Origin of the sequence: Aliibacillus thermotolerans (genome assembly GCF_027853235.1) — a bacterium.
In the GTDB taxonomy this organism is placed as follows: domain Bacteria; phylum Bacillota; class Bacilli; order Bacillales; family Marinococcaceae; genus Aliibacillus; species Aliibacillus thermotolerans.
The window spans coordinates 75,538-91,495 of record NZ_WKJG01000083.1 but is presented as its reverse complement, the minus strand read 5'-3'; the positions used below and the strand labels follow the sequence as shown (position 1 = coordinate 91,495).

18 protein-coding genes and 1 other annotated feature are annotated in these 15,958 nt (G+C 39.4%); of the genes, 16 read left to right on the top strand and 2 right to left on the bottom strand.

The genetic code is table 11. The features are described 5' to 3' along the window. Positions 1–11: 11 nt before the first annotated feature. The 14 genes from mnmA to mtnN all read left to right on the top strand — a co-directional run bounded on the left by mnmA (position 12) and on the right by mtnN (position 13,541). Positions 12–1,124: a tRNA 2-thiouridine(34) synthase MnmA gene (mnmA, locus tag GJS40_RS12520; RefSeq protein ID WP_270898191.1), complete on the top strand. Its 1,113-nt coding sequence runs from the start codon at positions 12–14 to the stop codon at positions 1,122–1,124. A 45-nt stretch (positions 1,125–1,169) separates the two neighbouring features. After that, positions 1,170–1,838 (top strand): tetratricopeptide repeat protein, encoded by a 669-nt coding sequence (locus GJS40_RS12515; RefSeq protein ID WP_270898190.1) that lies wholly within the window; start codon positions 1,170–1,172, stop codon positions 1,836–1,838. A gap of 18 nt (positions 1,839–1,856) precedes the next feature. Further along, a complete protein-coding gene (gene recD2, locus GJS40_RS12510; protein WP_270898189.1) occupies positions 1,857–4,133 on the top strand; it encodes an SF1B family DNA helicase RecD2 in 2,277 nt (758 codons plus the stop codon). 84 nt (positions 4,134–4,217) lie between these two features. After that, positions 4,218–4,406 carry a hypothetical protein gene (locus GJS40_RS12505; protein WP_270898188.1) on the top strand — a complete coding sequence of 63 codons (189 nt, stop codon included), beginning with the start codon at positions 4,218–4,220 and terminating at the stop codon, positions 4,404–4,406. Positions 4,407–4,466: 60 nt separating this feature from the next. Next, positions 4,467–5,525, top strand: a complete 1,059-nt coding sequence (locus GJS40_RS12500) for an AI-2E family transporter (protein WP_270898187.1) — start codon at positions 4,467–4,469, stop codon at positions 5,523–5,525. A 43-nt stretch (positions 5,526–5,568) separates the two neighbouring features. Further along, positions 5,569–5,771, top strand: a binding site (T-box leader). Positions 5,772–5,886: 115 nt separating this feature from the next. Beyond that, complete coding sequence (gene alaS, locus GJS40_RS12495) at positions 5,887–8,526, top strand: alanine--tRNA ligase (RefSeq protein ID WP_270898186.1); 2,640 nt, start codon at positions 5,887–5,889, stop codon at positions 8,524–8,526. Between the two features lie 77 nt (positions 8,527–8,603). After that, positions 8,604–8,876: an IreB family regulatory phosphoprotein gene (locus tag GJS40_RS12490; RefSeq protein WP_270898185.1), complete on the top strand. Its 273-nt coding sequence runs from the start codon at positions 8,604–8,606 to the stop codon at positions 8,874–8,876. After that, positions 8,873–9,301 carry a Holliday junction resolvase RuvX gene (gene ruvX, locus GJS40_RS12485; protein ID WP_270898184.1) on the top strand — a complete coding sequence of 143 codons (429 nt, stop codon included), beginning with the start codon at positions 8,873–8,875 and terminating at the stop codon, positions 9,299–9,301. The genes GJS40_RS12490 and ruvX overlap by 4 nt, the downstream gene beginning before the upstream one ends. Positions 9,302–9,318: 17 nt before the next feature. Continuing rightward, on the top strand, positions 9,319–9,609 hold the full coding sequence (locus GJS40_RS12480; RefSeq protein ID WP_270898183.1) for a DUF1292 domain-containing protein: 291 nt from the start codon (positions 9,319–9,321) through the stop codon (positions 9,607–9,609). A 103-nt stretch (positions 9,610–9,712) separates the two neighbouring features. Further along, on the top strand, positions 9,713–10,798 hold the full coding sequence (mltG, locus tag GJS40_RS12475) for an endolytic transglycosylase MltG (protein WP_270898182.1): 1,086 nt from the start codon (positions 9,713–9,715) through the stop codon (positions 10,796–10,798). A gap of 32 nt (positions 10,799–10,830) precedes the next feature. Then, the gene (locus GJS40_RS12470) at positions 10,831–11,463 is read left to right on the top strand and encodes an O-methyltransferase (RefSeq protein ID WP_270898181.1); all 633 of its coding nucleotides are present in this window, start codon (positions 10,831–10,833) and stop codon (positions 11,461–11,463) included. 134 nt (positions 11,464–11,597) lie between these two features. Next, complete coding sequence (gene greA, locus GJS40_RS12465; RefSeq protein ID WP_270898180.1) at positions 11,598–12,074, top strand: transcription elongation factor GreA; 477 nt, start codon at positions 11,598–11,600, stop codon at positions 12,072–12,074. A 150-nt stretch (positions 12,075–12,224) separates the two neighbouring features. Next, positions 12,225–12,803, top strand: a complete 579-nt coding sequence (locus GJS40_RS12460) for a YrrS family protein (protein WP_270898234.1) — start codon at positions 12,225–12,227, stop codon at positions 12,801–12,803. 24 nt (positions 12,804–12,827) lie between these two features. Continuing rightward, a complete protein-coding gene (gene mtnN, locus GJS40_RS12455) occupies positions 12,828–13,541 on the top strand; it encodes a 5'-methylthioadenosine/S-adenosylhomocysteine nucleosidase (protein ID WP_270898179.1) in 714 nt (237 codons plus the stop codon). Between the two features lie 61 nt (positions 13,542–13,602). On the opposite strand, the gene GJS40_RS12450 is transcribed toward mtnN, so the two are convergent. Further along, positions 13,603–14,238: an NUDIX hydrolase gene (locus GJS40_RS12450; protein ID WP_270898178.1), complete on the bottom strand. Its 636-nt coding sequence runs from the start codon at positions 14,236–14,238 to the stop codon at positions 13,603–13,605. Between the two features lie 216 nt (positions 14,239–14,454). Here GJS40_RS12450 and GJS40_RS12445 point away from each other — a divergent pair, with 216 nt between their 5' ends. Both GJS40_RS12445 and sigK read left to right on the top strand, forming a co-directional pair. Beyond that, complete coding sequence (locus tag GJS40_RS12445; RefSeq protein WP_270898177.1) at positions 14,455–14,613, top strand: hypothetical protein; 159 nt, start codon at positions 14,455–14,457, stop codon at positions 14,611–14,613. Between the two features lie 85 nt (positions 14,614–14,698). Then, a complete protein-coding gene (gene sigK / locus GJS40_RS12440; protein ID WP_270898176.1) occupies positions 14,699–15,421 on the top strand; it encodes an RNA polymerase sporulation sigma factor SigK in 723 nt (240 codons plus the stop codon). Between the two features lie 145 nt (positions 15,422–15,566). Here sigK and GJS40_RS12435 read toward each other — a convergent pair whose 3' ends face one another. Further along, positions 15,567–15,839, bottom strand: a complete 273-nt coding sequence (locus GJS40_RS12435; protein WP_270898175.1) for an HU family DNA-binding protein — start codon at positions 15,837–15,839, stop codon at positions 15,567–15,569. Between the last annotated feature and the right edge of the window lie 119 nt (positions 15,840–15,958).

Sequence of the window (15,958 nt, the reverse complement as noted above, 5' to 3'; positions counted from 1 at the left end):
GGAGGATAAGAATGTCGGTAAAACGAAAAGAAGATACGAGAGTTGTTGTCGGTATGTCCGGTGGCGTAGATTCCTCGGTGACCGCTGCGCTACTCAAAGAGGAAGGATATGATGTCATCGGCATTTTTATGAAAAACTGGGATGACACCGATGAATTTGGGGTTTGTACGGCGACAGCGGACTACGACGATGTCATTGCAGTGTGTAACCAGCTAGATATCCCGTATTATGCGGTGAACTTTGAAAAAGAGTATTGGGATCGGGTCTTTACGTATTTTTTAAACGAGTACAAAGCCGGTCGAACTCCAAATCCAGACGTGATGTGTAATAAAGAAATTAAATTCAAAGCATTTTTAGATCATGCATTAACACTCGGTGCTGACTTTTTAGCAACCGGTCATTATGCCCGCACGAGACGAACTGCTGATGGAAAAGTACAATTGCTACGTGGAGTTGACGACAATAAAGACCAAACGTATTTTTTGAACCAATTAAGCCAATCGCAATTAGAAAAAGTGTTGTTTCCCCTTGGCGAATTAACAAAAAAGGAAGTTCGCCATATTGCAAAAGAAAAAGGACTTGCCACTGCTCATAAAAAAGATAGCACCGGTATTTGCTTTATCGGTGAGCGGAATTTTAAAGAATTTTTGCAGTCCTATTTACCTGCTCAACCAGGAAAAATGGTGACCCCTGACGGAGAGATAAAAGGAGAACACGATGGACTGATGTATTATACCATTGGTCAACGCCAAGGACTTGGTATCGGTGGTGCAGGGGAACCGTGGTTTGTAGTCGGTAAAAATGTAGAAAAAAATGAATTGATTGTTGGCCAAGGATTTGAGCATCCTGATTTATATTCGGAAGGATTATACGCTTCTTCTGTTCATTGGATTGCAGGAGAGGAAATTGAACAACCATTGACATGTACGGCGAAGTTTCGCTACCGCCAACCGGATCAACAAGTAACCGTTTATCCAGCAATAAATGGAGAAACAAAAGTGATTTTCGAGGAACCGCAACGGGCAATTACCCCTGGACAATCAGTCGTTTTTTATGACGGAGAAGTATGTTTAGGCGGTGGAACAATTGAACGAGCAGTAAAAGGGGAAAGCGTCCTTCAATAAACGTTTTCCCCTCTTTCTCGTGAAACGAAAAAGGAGGACGATTTTTTGGGTAAAAATGAAGAGGCCATAGCGCTTATGAAAGAAGGAAAGATAGAAGAAGCATTTCAAACATTAAATGATGCTATTAAAGAAAACCCCGACGATCCCGTCCCTTTCATTAACTTCGGCAATTTACTTGCCCATATGCATGAAAACGAAAAGGCATTAAATTTTTATCAAAAAGCGGTTGAACTTGATCCATATGCAGGTTCTGCTTATTATGGAGCAGGAAATGTTTATTACAATAGTGAAAAATATAGTGAGGCGTTAACGATGTATCAACAAGCTCATCGAACCGGTTTAGACGACGCAAGTCTTCACTACATGATGGGGCTTTCATACTATCAAAGCGGACGTCTCCCTCATGCGTTGGCATCCTTCAAACGGGCATTGGAATTGGATGACACCGATACCGAAGCTAGATTTTATTATGGGTTATGTCTTGCACGACTCGAACAAACAAATGAGGCACAAGCTGCATTGATGCGCGTCGTGAAGGAAAATCCAAACCATGCTGATGCATACTATAATCTTGGGGTGATTGCGACTTTTGAAAATTCCTATGAAGAAGCGCTTGACTTTTTTCATCGTGCCGTAGAAATACAGCCAGATCATATCCTCGCTGTACACGCAAAAAAACAAGTGGAAGAACGTATGAAACAAGAGGATGAGTAACACGGAGGTTTTTCTTTCATGTCTGATACAATTACTTCTCCGCATGAAATGGAGGAATCTTTTATAACAGGAACGGCCGTGCATATTATTTTTCGAAATGAAGAGAACGGTTACTCCGTTGTGCTCGTTCGAGTAAAAGACTCCTTTCCTAAGCTAGAAGCAAAGAAGGTAACAGTTGTTGGTTATTTTCCTGCAATAGAAAAAAATGAACGATATCGTTTCGAAGGGTATTTTAAAGAACACCCTCGCTTTGGGAATCAGTATTACGTTACCTATTACCAAAAAGAGATACCGACAGAAACAGAAGCGTTAATTACATATTTATCTAGTGATCGTTTTCCTGGTATCGGAGAAAAAACAGCAGCGACGCTAGTTGAAAAATTTGGAAAAGACGTAATTTCTATCATTTTAGACGATCCGGAAAAACTTACCAAGATTCCCCACATGAACGAGAAAAGAAGAAATCAAATTTATGAAGCAATGATGGAAAACCAAGGGATGGAACGAGCGATGATGTCCCTTACTCGCTATGGATTTGGAATGGAATTGGCCGTGAAAATTTATCAAACCTACAGGGAAAAGACGCTTGAAATCATTGAAGAAAACCCTTATCAACTCGTTTGGGACGTGGAGGGAGTCGGATTTCATAAAGCAGATCAATTAGGGACTCGAATGGGAATCGAGAAAAATAATCCGGATCGATTGAAAGCGGGAATACTTTACATCTTGTATGAAAAAACGTTACAAGAAGGTCACGTCTATGTTCCGCGGGAAATCATGGTCAATGAATCGTTACGCTTATTAAATGACCGAGGGAAATCTATTACGACAGAAGATGTCAAGCAAGCGATGGAGTTTTTATTAGAAGAGGACAAAATTGTCGAAGAAGAAGATAGAATTTATATGAAATCGTTATATTTTGCGGAAATTGGGTTTGTCTCAAAGGTACGAAAGCTTCTGGATGCAAAGGAAGAGCGTACTTTTTCTGAGGCGGAATTTTTAAAAGCGCTCGGGGAAACGGAAGAAAAATTTCAAATTCAATATGAAACACAACAAGTCGAAGCAATAAGAAAAGCGATAGAATCACCTTTCATGATTTTAACCGGTGGACCAGGCACTGGGAAAACAACGGTGATTCGAGCCATTGTCGAAGTGTATGCTTCTTTGGAAGGGTTTTCTCTTGACCGTTCCACGTATGAAAAAGAGGAGCCGTTTCCAATACTGCTTGCTGCCCCCACAGGGCGAGCGGCCAAACGAATGAAAGAATCGACTGGACTATTAGCCACTACCATTCATAAATTATTAGGATTTAATGGACTTGATGGAATGGAAAAGTTTGAAAGAGATGAAGAAAATCCGCTCCAAGGGAAGCTTTTGATTGTCGATGAAGTGTCTATGGTTGACATGTGGCTTGCGAACCAACTGTTTCGCGCGATTCCGGAAGGGATGAAAGTCGTGTTAGTCGGTGATGAAGACCAACTTCCTTCCGTCGGTCCTGGACAAGTGTTACGAGATGTACTTATCGCTCAAAAAGTTCCGACAGTCACGTTGTCTGTCGTCTATCGCCAAGCAGAGGGGTCATCGATTATTCAATTGGCTCATGCGATGAAACAAGGTTCGTTACCTTCTGATTTAAAAAAACCTTTTCCAGATCGCCGCTTTTTTGTTTCTACGACAGATAATTCGTTGGATGTCGTTGTCCAAGTGTGTAAAGGAGCTTTAAACAAAGGCTATTCCCCAATGGACATTCAAGTGCTTGCCCCGATCTATCGTGGTCCTGTAGGAATTTATCGTATCAATCAAGAATTACAAACTCTCTTTAACCCTCACCAAGACAAAAAACGGAAAATCACGGTAGGAGAGACGATATATTCCACGGGAGATGTCGTGTTGCAATTGACGAATAATCCGGACGAAGAAGTCTTTAATGGAGATCGAGGAATCATAAAAGGCATCATTGACGCAAAAGAAACCGTCGAAAAACAGACGCAAATTGTCATTTCTTTTGATGGGAAAGAAGTGACCTATACGAAAAAAGATATGAATCAAGTGATGCTTGCTTATTGTTCCTCGATTCATAAAGCACAGGGGAGTGAATTCCCCATCGTGATTGTGCCAATGTTAATGTCTTATCGCCGGATGCTAGCACGCAATTTAATATACACAGCCATCACGAGAGCAAAAGATTATTTAATCCTTTGTGGAGAAGAACAGGCCTTTCAATTTGCCGTGGATAATGTACAAAAAGAAGAGCGATTCACGACGTTGAAAGAACGATTGCTTGGGGAAATATAGAGATGAAAGTTATAAAATGTTCCGTAATAGGACAGACTGAATACTATCTTTCAAACATGAGAGCAGAAAGGAAAGATAGTAACGATGGTTTGTCCTTATTGTTCTTCAAAAGAAGTTGGAAAAATCGGGGTAGCGCAATATTATTGTTGGAATTGTTTTCTCGAATGGGAGATAGATGAAAACGGAAAGTGTATTTTTTATCAAGTGGAAGAGGATGGCTCGTTAAGTTGCTTGAACGATATATTTGGGGATGACTGGTTTAAAGAAGCGTAGATTCCTACTTCGTATAAATGAGTTGTTTTGTCTCATTCTATAATAGAAGGAGGAAATGAGATGGACACTCAGAAAGAATGGATTTGGTTAAGACGCTTCATTCTCATTATTCTCGTGTTGTTAACGATCTATTTACTTATTCTTATCAAACCCGTTTGGTCCACCGTTTTTCTCGTTCTCGGAAAAGTAACTCTCCCATTTTTATTAGCAGCGATCATTGCTTATTTATTACATCCCATCATTGAAAGTTTACAGCAAAGACATATCCCCCGTCCTATTGCTATTTTAGGAGTGTATGTTCTTTTTTTTGGAGGGGGAGCCATTCTCATATGGTATTATAGTCCAGCAATATACTATCAATTGACACGTTTTATGGAACAATTGCCCGCTTATTTTCATCAGTGGCATTTGTTTTATTCAGAGCTTCATCATCGCATCGATCATTTACCTGTAGCATTACACGACCGCATTGAAAATATCTTTTTTACGACGGAACAGTATCTTACAAGCCAAACGGATCAACTGATTTATAAATGGAGACAATTTGTCGATTTTATTGTATTGTTGCTGTTGTTACCATTCCTTGTGTTTTACTTATTAAAAGATATTAAAGCCATTGAAAAATTAGTGAAGAAGCTCACACCGAAACAATGGCATGATGAAGGAGAATTACTTGCAAAAGCGACCGACCAAGCATTAGGAGACTACATTCGAGGACAAGTGATTGTCGCTGGTTCAGTCGGTGGACTGTCTGCCATCGCTCTTTGGTTGATCGGAATGGAGCATGCTTTTTTACTCGGAGCCTTCATTGCGGTAATGGATGTTATTCCGTACATTGGACCGATTATCGGGGCAATACCGGCCATTATGGTGGCTTCTACGATTTCAACGAGTAAAGTCATTTTAACGCTGATCATTTTGTTTGTCATTCAACAAGTGGAAGGAAATTTTTTGTCTCCCTATGTTGTCGGGAGAACGGTCAATCTTCATCCCCTTGTCGTCGTATTTGCATTACTACTAGGGTTTGAAACCGCTGGATTCATCGGACTATTACTTTCCGTACCATTATTCGTCGTCATCAACAACATTTATCACACGTTTAAGAAAGAACAACAATGATTGACATGAGAAGATATTTTTACTATAAATAGAAAGAGATAAATGGAAAGCGATGATGAGACAAGTATGTTGAAGCCCTCTGTACAGAGACCGTTTTAGTTTGCTGAAATAAAACGGCAGAGAAGATCAACAGAAAGCTATCTCGGAGTGTAGGCAAAACCTACCGTGAACCTGCGTTAACGGTGTAAGTTGGCAAGCATCTCGCTTGCAAACAGGGTGGTACCGCGAGTAAGCCTCGTCCCTGCATGTGGGAGGAGGTTTTTTTGTACTGTGAAAAAGTTGAAAACATCCGACATGCGCTTTGTGGCTTGGCAACTAGCTTTTTTCTCATATAGAAAATGTACAAGTGGAGGAGAGACTTATGAAGAAACTATCATCCCAACAAGTTCGTCAACTCTTTTTAGATTTTTTTAAAGAAAAAAATCATAAAATAGAACCGAGTGTACCGTTAGTACCGCAAGATGATCCATCTCTTTTGTGGATTAATAGTGGGGTTGCTACGTTAAAAAAATATTTTGATGGAAGACTCGTGCCGGAGAATCCCCGCATTGCGAACGTGCAAAAATCCATTCGCACAAACGATATTGAAAACGTCGGAAAAACAGCCCGTCACCACACATTTTTTGAAATGCTTGGTAACTTCTCCATTGGAGACTATTTCAAAAAAGAAGCGATTGAATGGGCGTGGGAATTTTTAACGGATGAACGTTGGCTCGGGTTTGATCCAGAACGATTATCGGTGACGATTCATCCGGAAGATGAAGAAGCATATAATTTGTGGAAAAATCATATCGGTTTAGAAGAAGAGCGGATTATTCGTTTAGAAGAAAATTTCTGGGATATTGGCGTAGGTCCAAGCGGTCCGAACACGGAAATTTTTTATGACCGGGGTCCGGAATACGGGGACGATCCAAACGATCCGGAACTTTATCCTGGAGGAGAAAATGAACGCTATTTAGAAATATGGAACTTAGTGTTTTCCCAATATAATCATCAAGAAGACGGCACTTATACTCCATTACCGAAAAAGAATATTGATACGGGGATGGGGTTGGAACGAATCGTATCTGTTATACAAGATGTGAAAACAAACTTCGACACTGATTTATTCATCCCGATCATTCGTAAAATAGAAGAGATAGCAAACGAGACTTATGGAAAAGACAAGGAAAAAGACGTTGCTTTTAAAGTGATTGCAGATCATATTCGTACGGTGAGTTTTGCCATTGGAGACGGGGCCCTTCCTTCCAATGAAGGAAGGGGATACGTACTTCGTCGCCTTCTTCGTCGGGCAGTTCGTTATGCGAAACAACTTGGAATTGAACGCCCATTTATGTATGAGTTAATCGCTACGGTTGGAGAGACGATGAAAGAGTTTTATCCAGAAGTGAGTGAAAAGGAAAGTTTTATCCAAAAAGTAGTTAAAAACGAAGAAGAACGATTCCATGAAACCCTCGCAGACGGTCTCGCTATTTTGTCTTCTATCATCGAGAAAGCGAAATCAAACGGGGAAAAAGTCCTTTCAGGAAAAGATGTGTTTATGCTGTATGATACGTATGGTTTTCCGGTGGACTTAACCGAAGAATATGCTGCAGAAAGTGGTCTTACTGTGGATCAAGAAGCATTTGAAAAAGAAATGGAAGCCCAACGAACAAGAGCACGGGAAGCTCGCAAAGAAGAGGCTTCTATGCAAACTCAAGATGGGATTTTAACTGATATTACAACGGAAAGCGAATTTATCGGCTACGAAACGCTTGAAAAAGAGACGATGGTAGAGACAATCATTTACGATGGTGAAATGATTGACACCGTATCTGCCGGTAAAAAAGTGCAACTGCTTTTAAAAGAAACACCATTTTATGCAGAGAGTGGTGGACAAGTGGCTGACACGGGGAAACTGTATAACGATCAAGTGGAAGCAAGTGTATTAGATGTCCAAAAAGCTCCGAATGGTCAGCATCTTCATACGGTTGAAATTACCCAAGGAACGCTTCGAAAAGGTGCCACGATAACGGCGGAAGTAGCGCGAGAAAGCCGCTTAGATATTATTAAAAATCATACGGCAACCCATTTACTGCACCAAGCATTGAAAGATGTATTAGGCGAGCACGTGAATCAATCCGGTTCCCTTGTGGAAAGCGAACGACTTCGCTTTGATTTCTCTCACTTCGGACAAGTGACAGAAGAAGAAATAGAAAAAATTGAACACATCGTCAATGAAAAAATTTGGCGTGCCATTCCTGTCGTCATTGAAGAGATGCAGTTAGAAAAAGCACAAGAAATCGGCGCCATGGCGCTATTTGGGGAAAAATATGGTGACATCGTGCGCGTGGTACAAGTAGATGATTATAGTATTGAATTATGTGGTGGCTGTCACGTTCAAAATACCGCTGAAATCGGCATGTTTAAAATCGTTTCTGAAGGCGGTGTCGGTGCAGGTGTTCGGAGAATCGAAGCAGTAACAGGAAAACGTGCCTACCAATATATGAATGAACAATATCGCTATTTAAAAGAAGCCGGAAAACGATTAAAAGCGAAACAATTACGAGAAGTACCGGAAAAAATTACTTCCCTCCAACAACAAATTCGTGCCTTAGAAAGAGAAAACGAATCCCTTCATGCCAAGTTAGGAAATATGGAAGCGATGGAGATTCTTGAGAGCGTACAAGAAGTAAACGGAATTCCAGTAATAGCGGCACAACTTTCTTCTCAAGATATGGACGGACTTCGTCATACCGTCGATGAACTGAAACAAAAATTAAAATCAGGTATTATCGTCGTCGGAACAGTAAAAAATAACAAAGTAAATCTCGTTGCCGGTGTCACAAAAGATATAGTGGCAAAAGGATATAAAGCGGGGCAAATAGTTAAAGAAGTGGCGCAAATATGCGGAGGAGGCGGTGGCGGCCGTCCTGACATGGCGCAAGCTGGTGGGAAACAACCGGAAAAATTATCAGAAGCGATAAAAGAAGTGCCAAATATTATTAAATCCATTTCCTAAAAGAGAATATTTGGTGTACAATGAGGGAAAGATGTGGAAAGTCATGCTCGGCCATTTCAGCAAGGGAGGTGTATGGAATGGGGTCAAATGACAACACAATGAAATTTAACGTTCAAGACGATCCATTAGATATAAATGCAGAAGAAGTACTATTCACTGTTTATGAAGCGCTCGAAGAAAAAGGGTATCACCCGATTAATCAAATTGTAGGCTATTTGTTGTCTGGTGATCCAGCATACATTCCTAGATATAAAGATGCTCGGAATTTGATACGTAAAATTGAAAGGGACGAGCTGATTGAAGAACTGGTACGATCTTATTTGACGAGTCACGGGAAGGTGCAGGAATGAAAATATTGTCTTTAGACGTTGGAATGAAGCGTATTGGCGTGGCCGTTTCCGATGAGCTCGGTTGGACCGCACAAGGATTGGAAACGATTCACATAAAAGGGGAAGATCCAAAGGAATCGTTTGCGCGCATTCGTTCCCTCGTGAAAGAACATCATGTCACAGAAATTGTCGTTGGACTTCCTAAAAACATGGATGGAACGATTGGTCCCCGCGGAGAACAATGTCAACAATTTGCAAGCGCGTTACAGAAGGAATTACATCTTCCGGTAAACATGTATGATGAACGTTTAACGACACAAGCTGCTGAAAGAACGTTGCTTGAAGCAGATATGAGTCGTAAAAAAAGAAAAAAAGTGGTAGACAAAATGGCTGCTGTGATGATTCTCCAAGGATATTTGGAACACCGAAAGATGAAGCAATCATAAAGAAAGAGGTGTTTTTTGTGGCACAAGAAGAACAAGAGCGCATTGTCATCCCCGATGAAGAAGGAAATGAACATTTATTTGATGTGTTGTTCACCTTCGATGTGGATGAAACGGAAAAATCGTATATCGTCTTGACAGAAGCAATGAAAGAAAACGAAGAAGAAGAAGAAGTTGAAGTGTTTGCTTTTGAATATAAAGAAGACGGAAAAGATGATTCGGACATTACGTTAATTCCGATTGAAACGGAAAGCGAATGGGATATGGTGGAAGAAATGATTGAAACGTTCAGTGCGAGTGAAGATATATAACATATACGACTAAAATAACTGTCCCGAATTTCAATCTTTCGGGACAGTTATTTGTTCTTTCATCGTCATGAATCATTTATTATTGTTAAAGGGGGGAGAAATGATGGGGAATAAAAAAAAGAGAAAAGGTTTCCGTGTTCTTTTGGGAGCATTTTTTGTTGTGGTTGTCATTGGAGTTGCAGGTTATTTTTACATATCTTTTTTATTACAGCCGGTGGATGAGACCGATACCGCCTCGACAGAAGTAGAGATCCCGCTCGGTTCATCTACGAGTGACATTGCGAAGAAACTTTCTGAACACGGTTTAATTCGCAATGCACAAGTGTTTGAATATTACATAAAGCTACAAAACGAAAATGGGTTACAAGCAGGTACATATGAATTGTCCAAATCAATGTCTGTCGCTGAAATGACAGAGGAGTTAAAAAAAGGAAAGGTCATTCAGGAAGCGCCCGTTACGTTCACGATTCCAGAGGGTAGTAATTTCGAAACGATTGCTGCTATTATTGCGGAAGCGACCACTTTTAAGGAAGAAGAGATAAAAGAAACATTCACACAGGAAGAAGTAATCAAAGGTCTCATTTCCAAGTATGACATTCTTACTGAAGAAATACTCGATGAACAGGTGCGCTATCCATTAGAAGGTTATCTTTTCCCAATGCGATATGATTTTTACGATGAAGATATTTCTATGGAAGAAATAATTGGTGCAATGATTGAACAGATGGAAAATATTTTATTACCGCAAAAAGACAGCTTAGCAAAGAAAGATTTGTCGTATCATGAGGTGCTAACATTAGCTTCTATCGTTGAAAGGGAAGCAAAGGAAGCTAAAGACCGACCGTTCATTGCAGGGGTGCTTTTTAATCGATTGGAAGAAGGAATGCGCTTAGCTGTCGATCCTACAGTTGCTTATGCATTAGGGGAACATCGCTATATGACTTCCTATGAAGATTTAGAAGTGGATTCTCCTTATAATACATATAAGTATGAAGGATTACCGCCGGGACCAATTGCTAGTCCAGGAGAAAAAGCAATTCAAGCAGTAATTCATCCGAAGGAAAGCAATTATCTCTTTTTCTATGCTCGTCCAAATGGAGAAGTGATCTATAACGAAACGTATGAAGAACATCGGAAAGTACAAGAAAAATACCGAAGTGAATGGGAAGAAGGTCGCCCAGACTCTTAATACGAATGTTACGACCGTAAGGAGATGAGGAAATGGAAGATATTACGACCTATGTCGATCAATTAAACAATATAGATTCCCATTTATTTCAGGAAATGGAGGAGTATGCAAAGGAACATCGTATTCCTATCATAGATAAAGACTCCCTTACTGTTTTATTAGAGCTTCTCCGTATCCATCAAAGCAAAAAAATTATTGAAATTGGTACTGCCATTGGATATTCTGCATTACAGATGGTGCATCACTTACAAGATTTGAAAGTAATTTCTTTTGAAAAAGATGAAAATCGCTATCAAGTTGCCATGCGGTTTCGCGATAACAGTAAATACCATGACCGGGTGACATTTGTGCATGAAGATGCCTTAACTGCCAATGTGATTCAAGAGAATGACTATGATGCATTATTTATCGATGCTGCGAAAGGAAAAAATCAATCCTTTTTTGAGAAGTACACCAACTATTTACGACCAGGCGCGCTCGTTATTACCGATAACGTTTTATTTAAAGGATACGTATTGCATCCGGAGTTAGCGCCAAAACGATGGCGTTCTCTTGCGAAAAAGGTACAGGCTTACAATGAATGGTTAAAAAATCACCCCGGTTACGAAACGACATTTTTAAATATAGGAGATGGGCTTGCAGTAAGTAGCAAAAAAGAGACATGAATATCACCTTCATTGCATAACTTGCAATAACGATGATAACAATACAAAATCATTGTATTTCTGTATAAACATGCGTATGATAATGTCAGAAATATTATCTCATAGAGTGATTATGATATTAGGAGTGACGGGACATGGCTGATGAGAAACAACATTACATGACAAAAGCTGGAAAAGAAAACTTAGAAAATGAACTTCATTACTTAAAAACAGAAAAACGTCAAGAAGTAGTAGAAAGAATAAAAGTAGCGAGAGCATTTGGCGATCTCTCGGAAAACTCCGAGTATGATGCAGCGAAAGATGAACAAGCCTTTGTAGAAGGACGTATTAATCAAATTGAAAAAATGTTAAAAAATGCAATTATTATTGAGGATGACGAAACAAATAAAACAGAAGTGGCGCTCGGAAAATCGGTGAAATTTAAAGAACTGCCGGATGGAGAAGAAGAAACGTATACGATTGTCGGAAGTGCGGAGTCCGATCCGCTCGAAGGTAAAATTTCAAATGATTCACCGATGGCACAAAGTCTTCTCGGGAGAAAAGTAGGGGAAATTGTAACGGTTCATACACCAGGCGGGGAGATTGAAGTCGAGATTCTTGAAGTGCATTAGCCGATGGAAAAAGCAGTGTTGTTTTTTGTAAACACTGCTTTTTTGACTTGTTAAGAGATGCAATCTTTCATTTCGTCAGGGACAAAACTCCTATCGCATCTTGTCGAAAAATTTTATATGATGAAAAGGGTGAAAGAGAAATGGTAGGTGATGATTTTGGAAGATAAAGAAGAATTGTCCCGTCAAGAAATGAGAAAAAGAAAACAAATGAATCGTTTATTAAATACAGCCATCGTTGTTGTCGGTGGTCTTATTCTCTTTTTTGCGGTTCAATTGTTTTTTATGAATGAGGAAGCTTCCATTGAAGAAGCAGATGACGATAGGATAGAGGAAACAGAACGAGCACCTGAATCTCCCCCTGAAACGAATGAACCAAATGAACGAGAAAACAAAGAAGAAGAGGAAGATACAGATGAAAAGGTAGGTGGTCCTGATCTAGGAGAATGGGAACCAGTAGGAACTTCTCAGACAGGTCCATTTCAACATGATTTTAATAGAGGAAGTCAAAATTGGAAAGAAATGGAGAACGCTCTTCGTTACGCCACTGCCATTCCAATGGAAGAAATGACAATTTGGCGTTTAGAAAATGGAGGAGAAAACATCGCAATCGGAACGGTAAGTGATGCGTCTACCCATGACCAGCCATATCAAGTGACAATGCAATTTGTTGAAAATGAAGGTTGGCAACCAATTGAAGTGATACAATTAGACCATAACCCATATCAATAAAAAATGACAAAGGAAGTGGAACAAATGAAGATAGCTGTCATTGGAGCAATGGATGAGGAAGTGGAATTATTAAAAAGTAAGATTGACGATCGTATTGATGAAGAAATTGGTGGTGCTTTTTTTCATCGTGGCCATATTGATCAACAAGAAATCGTTCTTGTCAAATCAGGAATTGGAAAAGTGAATGCGGCCATTAGTACCGCCATTTTAATTCATCAATTCCAGCCTGACGTTGTGATTAACACAGGAGCAGCCGGCGGTTTTAATCCGGAACTGGAAGTAGGAGATGTAGTTATTTCAAATGAAGTAAGATATAACGATGTGGATGCAACCGTCTTTGGTTATGAGTATGGACAGGTTCCACAAATGCCTGCCCGATATGTTGCAGATGAATCGCTGATTCAAATTGCAAAAGAAGCGGTAAAAGAAGAAGGTTTATCGGTGTTTGAAGGGTTAATATTATCAGGAGATTCCTTTATGAACAATGAAGAAAAAATCAAGTTTTTAAAGTCTTCGTTCCAAGATCCACAATGCGCCGAAATGGAAGCTGGAGCGATTGCGCAAGTCTGTTATCGATTCGATATTCCTTTTGTTGTCATTCGTTCTTTAAGTGATATAGCCGGAAAAGATGCCCGAGAATCTTATGACCAATTTCTTGAAAAAGCAGCTGTTCATTCTGCCAATGTTGTTTTAAAAATGATCCATTCGTTAAAAACATCAAAAGATAGGAATGTGTAACAGAAGAGCGAACCGATATCGTATGAAGCAATCGGTTCGCTCTCTCTATTGTTTTCACCGGTTATAATTCTTCAACAAAATGTCTCATAATACGTGCTGTAAGTCCCCAAATACAATAGTCTTCATAAAAATAAAAGTATTCGGGCATCGCTCCTTTTTTCCATGGATAATTTTTACCATGAGGAATCCATTCATACGGAAAACCATTTTCGGGTTCTACTTTTAAGTGGACATCGTAGCGTTTTGGTTCTGTTTCAAGGAAAAAGGAAAGAGGTACCGTAAATAGTTCATCGACCTCTTCTTGGTTAGGACAAAACGTTGCATTTTCATTTAAAAAGCCTACAAAGGGATAAATGATTTGATTAAAAGGTGAAATGATTTTGTCTAAATGACCAACAAGCTTCGTATCTTTTTCCGTTACGCCGATTTCCTCGCACAATTCTCGAACTGCAGCCTGAGCAGGAGAAGGATCACTTGCGTCTATTTTCCCGCCGGGAAAACAAATTTCTCCCGGTTGACGGTTCATATGTTTTGCTCGTACTTCAAATAGAACGTGTAATCCTTCTTCTTTTTTATCGATAATCGGCAAATATATCGCATACCTTTTCATATGGCGTTCATCAATAATGCCGTCTTTTCGGTGTTGGAACCGTTGAATCAATGATTCTTTTCGAATCATCTCATCATTTATCTTCATTGCTTCACCCCTCTCCCACAATACGGAAACCTACTCTCATCATAACAAATTTTTTCAATTCCATCATGAACAATGATTCATTTGAATTGCTATCCAACCATTACTTCATTCCAAGAAGATTGTAGAAAGAAATATTATTTTGGGATAAAATACAAGATAATGAGGAATATAAATATAAAAATAAGAAAAAAAAGGAAATTTCGGGGGAGAGATTGAATGAGGAGGAGTCGGAAACGAGAAACAATATTTTATACGTTAAAAAAGACATTTGAAGAAGAACTCGGCAGACCATTGAAAAAAGAAGAACAAGCCTTCCTTGCTGAAATGGTTCGCAACCAATGGAAAGAAAATGTAAGGCTTCGTAGCAAAAAGTAAGTAAATGAAAAGGACAAACAAAAAGCGTCATCTTCTTGCATAGGCTAGAAATAAGGCCGTGGACTTCACTGAGGAGGCGGTACCAATGTCTAGCTTACTTGCTCTATTCGTATATTTGTTTAAGGAACTGGCGCTTTTTGTTTCCTACGTAAAAAACAATGCTTTTCCTCAACCGTTGTCAAAAGAAGAGGAACAACGCCATTTAGAAAATATGCAAAAAAATAATAGTAAAGAATCAAGAAATATTTTGATTGAACATAATTTGCGCCTCGTTGCCCACATCGTGAAGAAGTTTGAAAATACGCGAGAGGATACGGAGGATTTAATTTCCATTGGCACAATTGGCTTAATCAAAGGGATTGAAAGCTATTCTCCGGAAAAAGGAACGAAGCTAGCCACGTATGCAGCGAGATGCATTGAAAATGAAATACTTATGCATTTACGCTCGTTGAAAAAAGTACGGAAAGATATTTCGTTGTACGATCCGATTGGAAGTGACAAAGAAGGAAATGAATTAAATTTAATGGATGTGCTTGAAGAAGATGGACCAGAGATTGCCGATATCATTCAGCTAAAAATGGAACAACATAAAGCGTATGAATTTATGAGCGTGTTAGATGAACGAGAAAGAGAAGTAATTATTTATCGTTTTGGGCTCGGGGAAGTAAAAGAAAAAACACAACGCGAAATTGCGAAAGAATTAGGAATATCTCGTAGCTATGTTTCACGAATTGAAAAGCGAGCGCTACTCAAATTGTTTCAAGAATTTTATAAAGAGGAAATGAGCGTTCCTTCGAAAGAGCGATAAACGCGACGTGGAAGTAAAGAAGCTTTTCTTCATGTTGAAATGAACGAAAAGCTTCTTTATCATGTATCGTGCAAATCAAAAAGCATGGAGATCATTGCCGAAGGAGACTGTAACATTAGCATCCAAACGACATGCTCTCTCTACTTTAATTTACAGCGTCTTTTAATTGTTTACCAGGACGGAAAGCAGGGTTTTTTGAAGCCGGAATTTCAATTTCTGCTCCTGTTTGCGGATTACGTCCTTTACGGGCTGCACGTTCACGTACTTCAAAACTTCCAAAGCCAACAAGTTGAATTTTGTCGCCTTTTTTAAGCGATTCTGTAATGCTATCGAAAACAGCATCTACAGCTCTTGCAGCGTCCTTCTTTGAAAGCTCTGCTTGTTCAGCGACTGCATTAATAAGATCTGTTTTGTTCATGCAAAAACTCCCTTTCATTCCTAATATTATCGAGTCCGTACACTACAAATTTACTTAGGAATCCTTGATATGTCAAGTGTTGACGCGGAATTTCCGTGAAATTAACGACGATATAAATG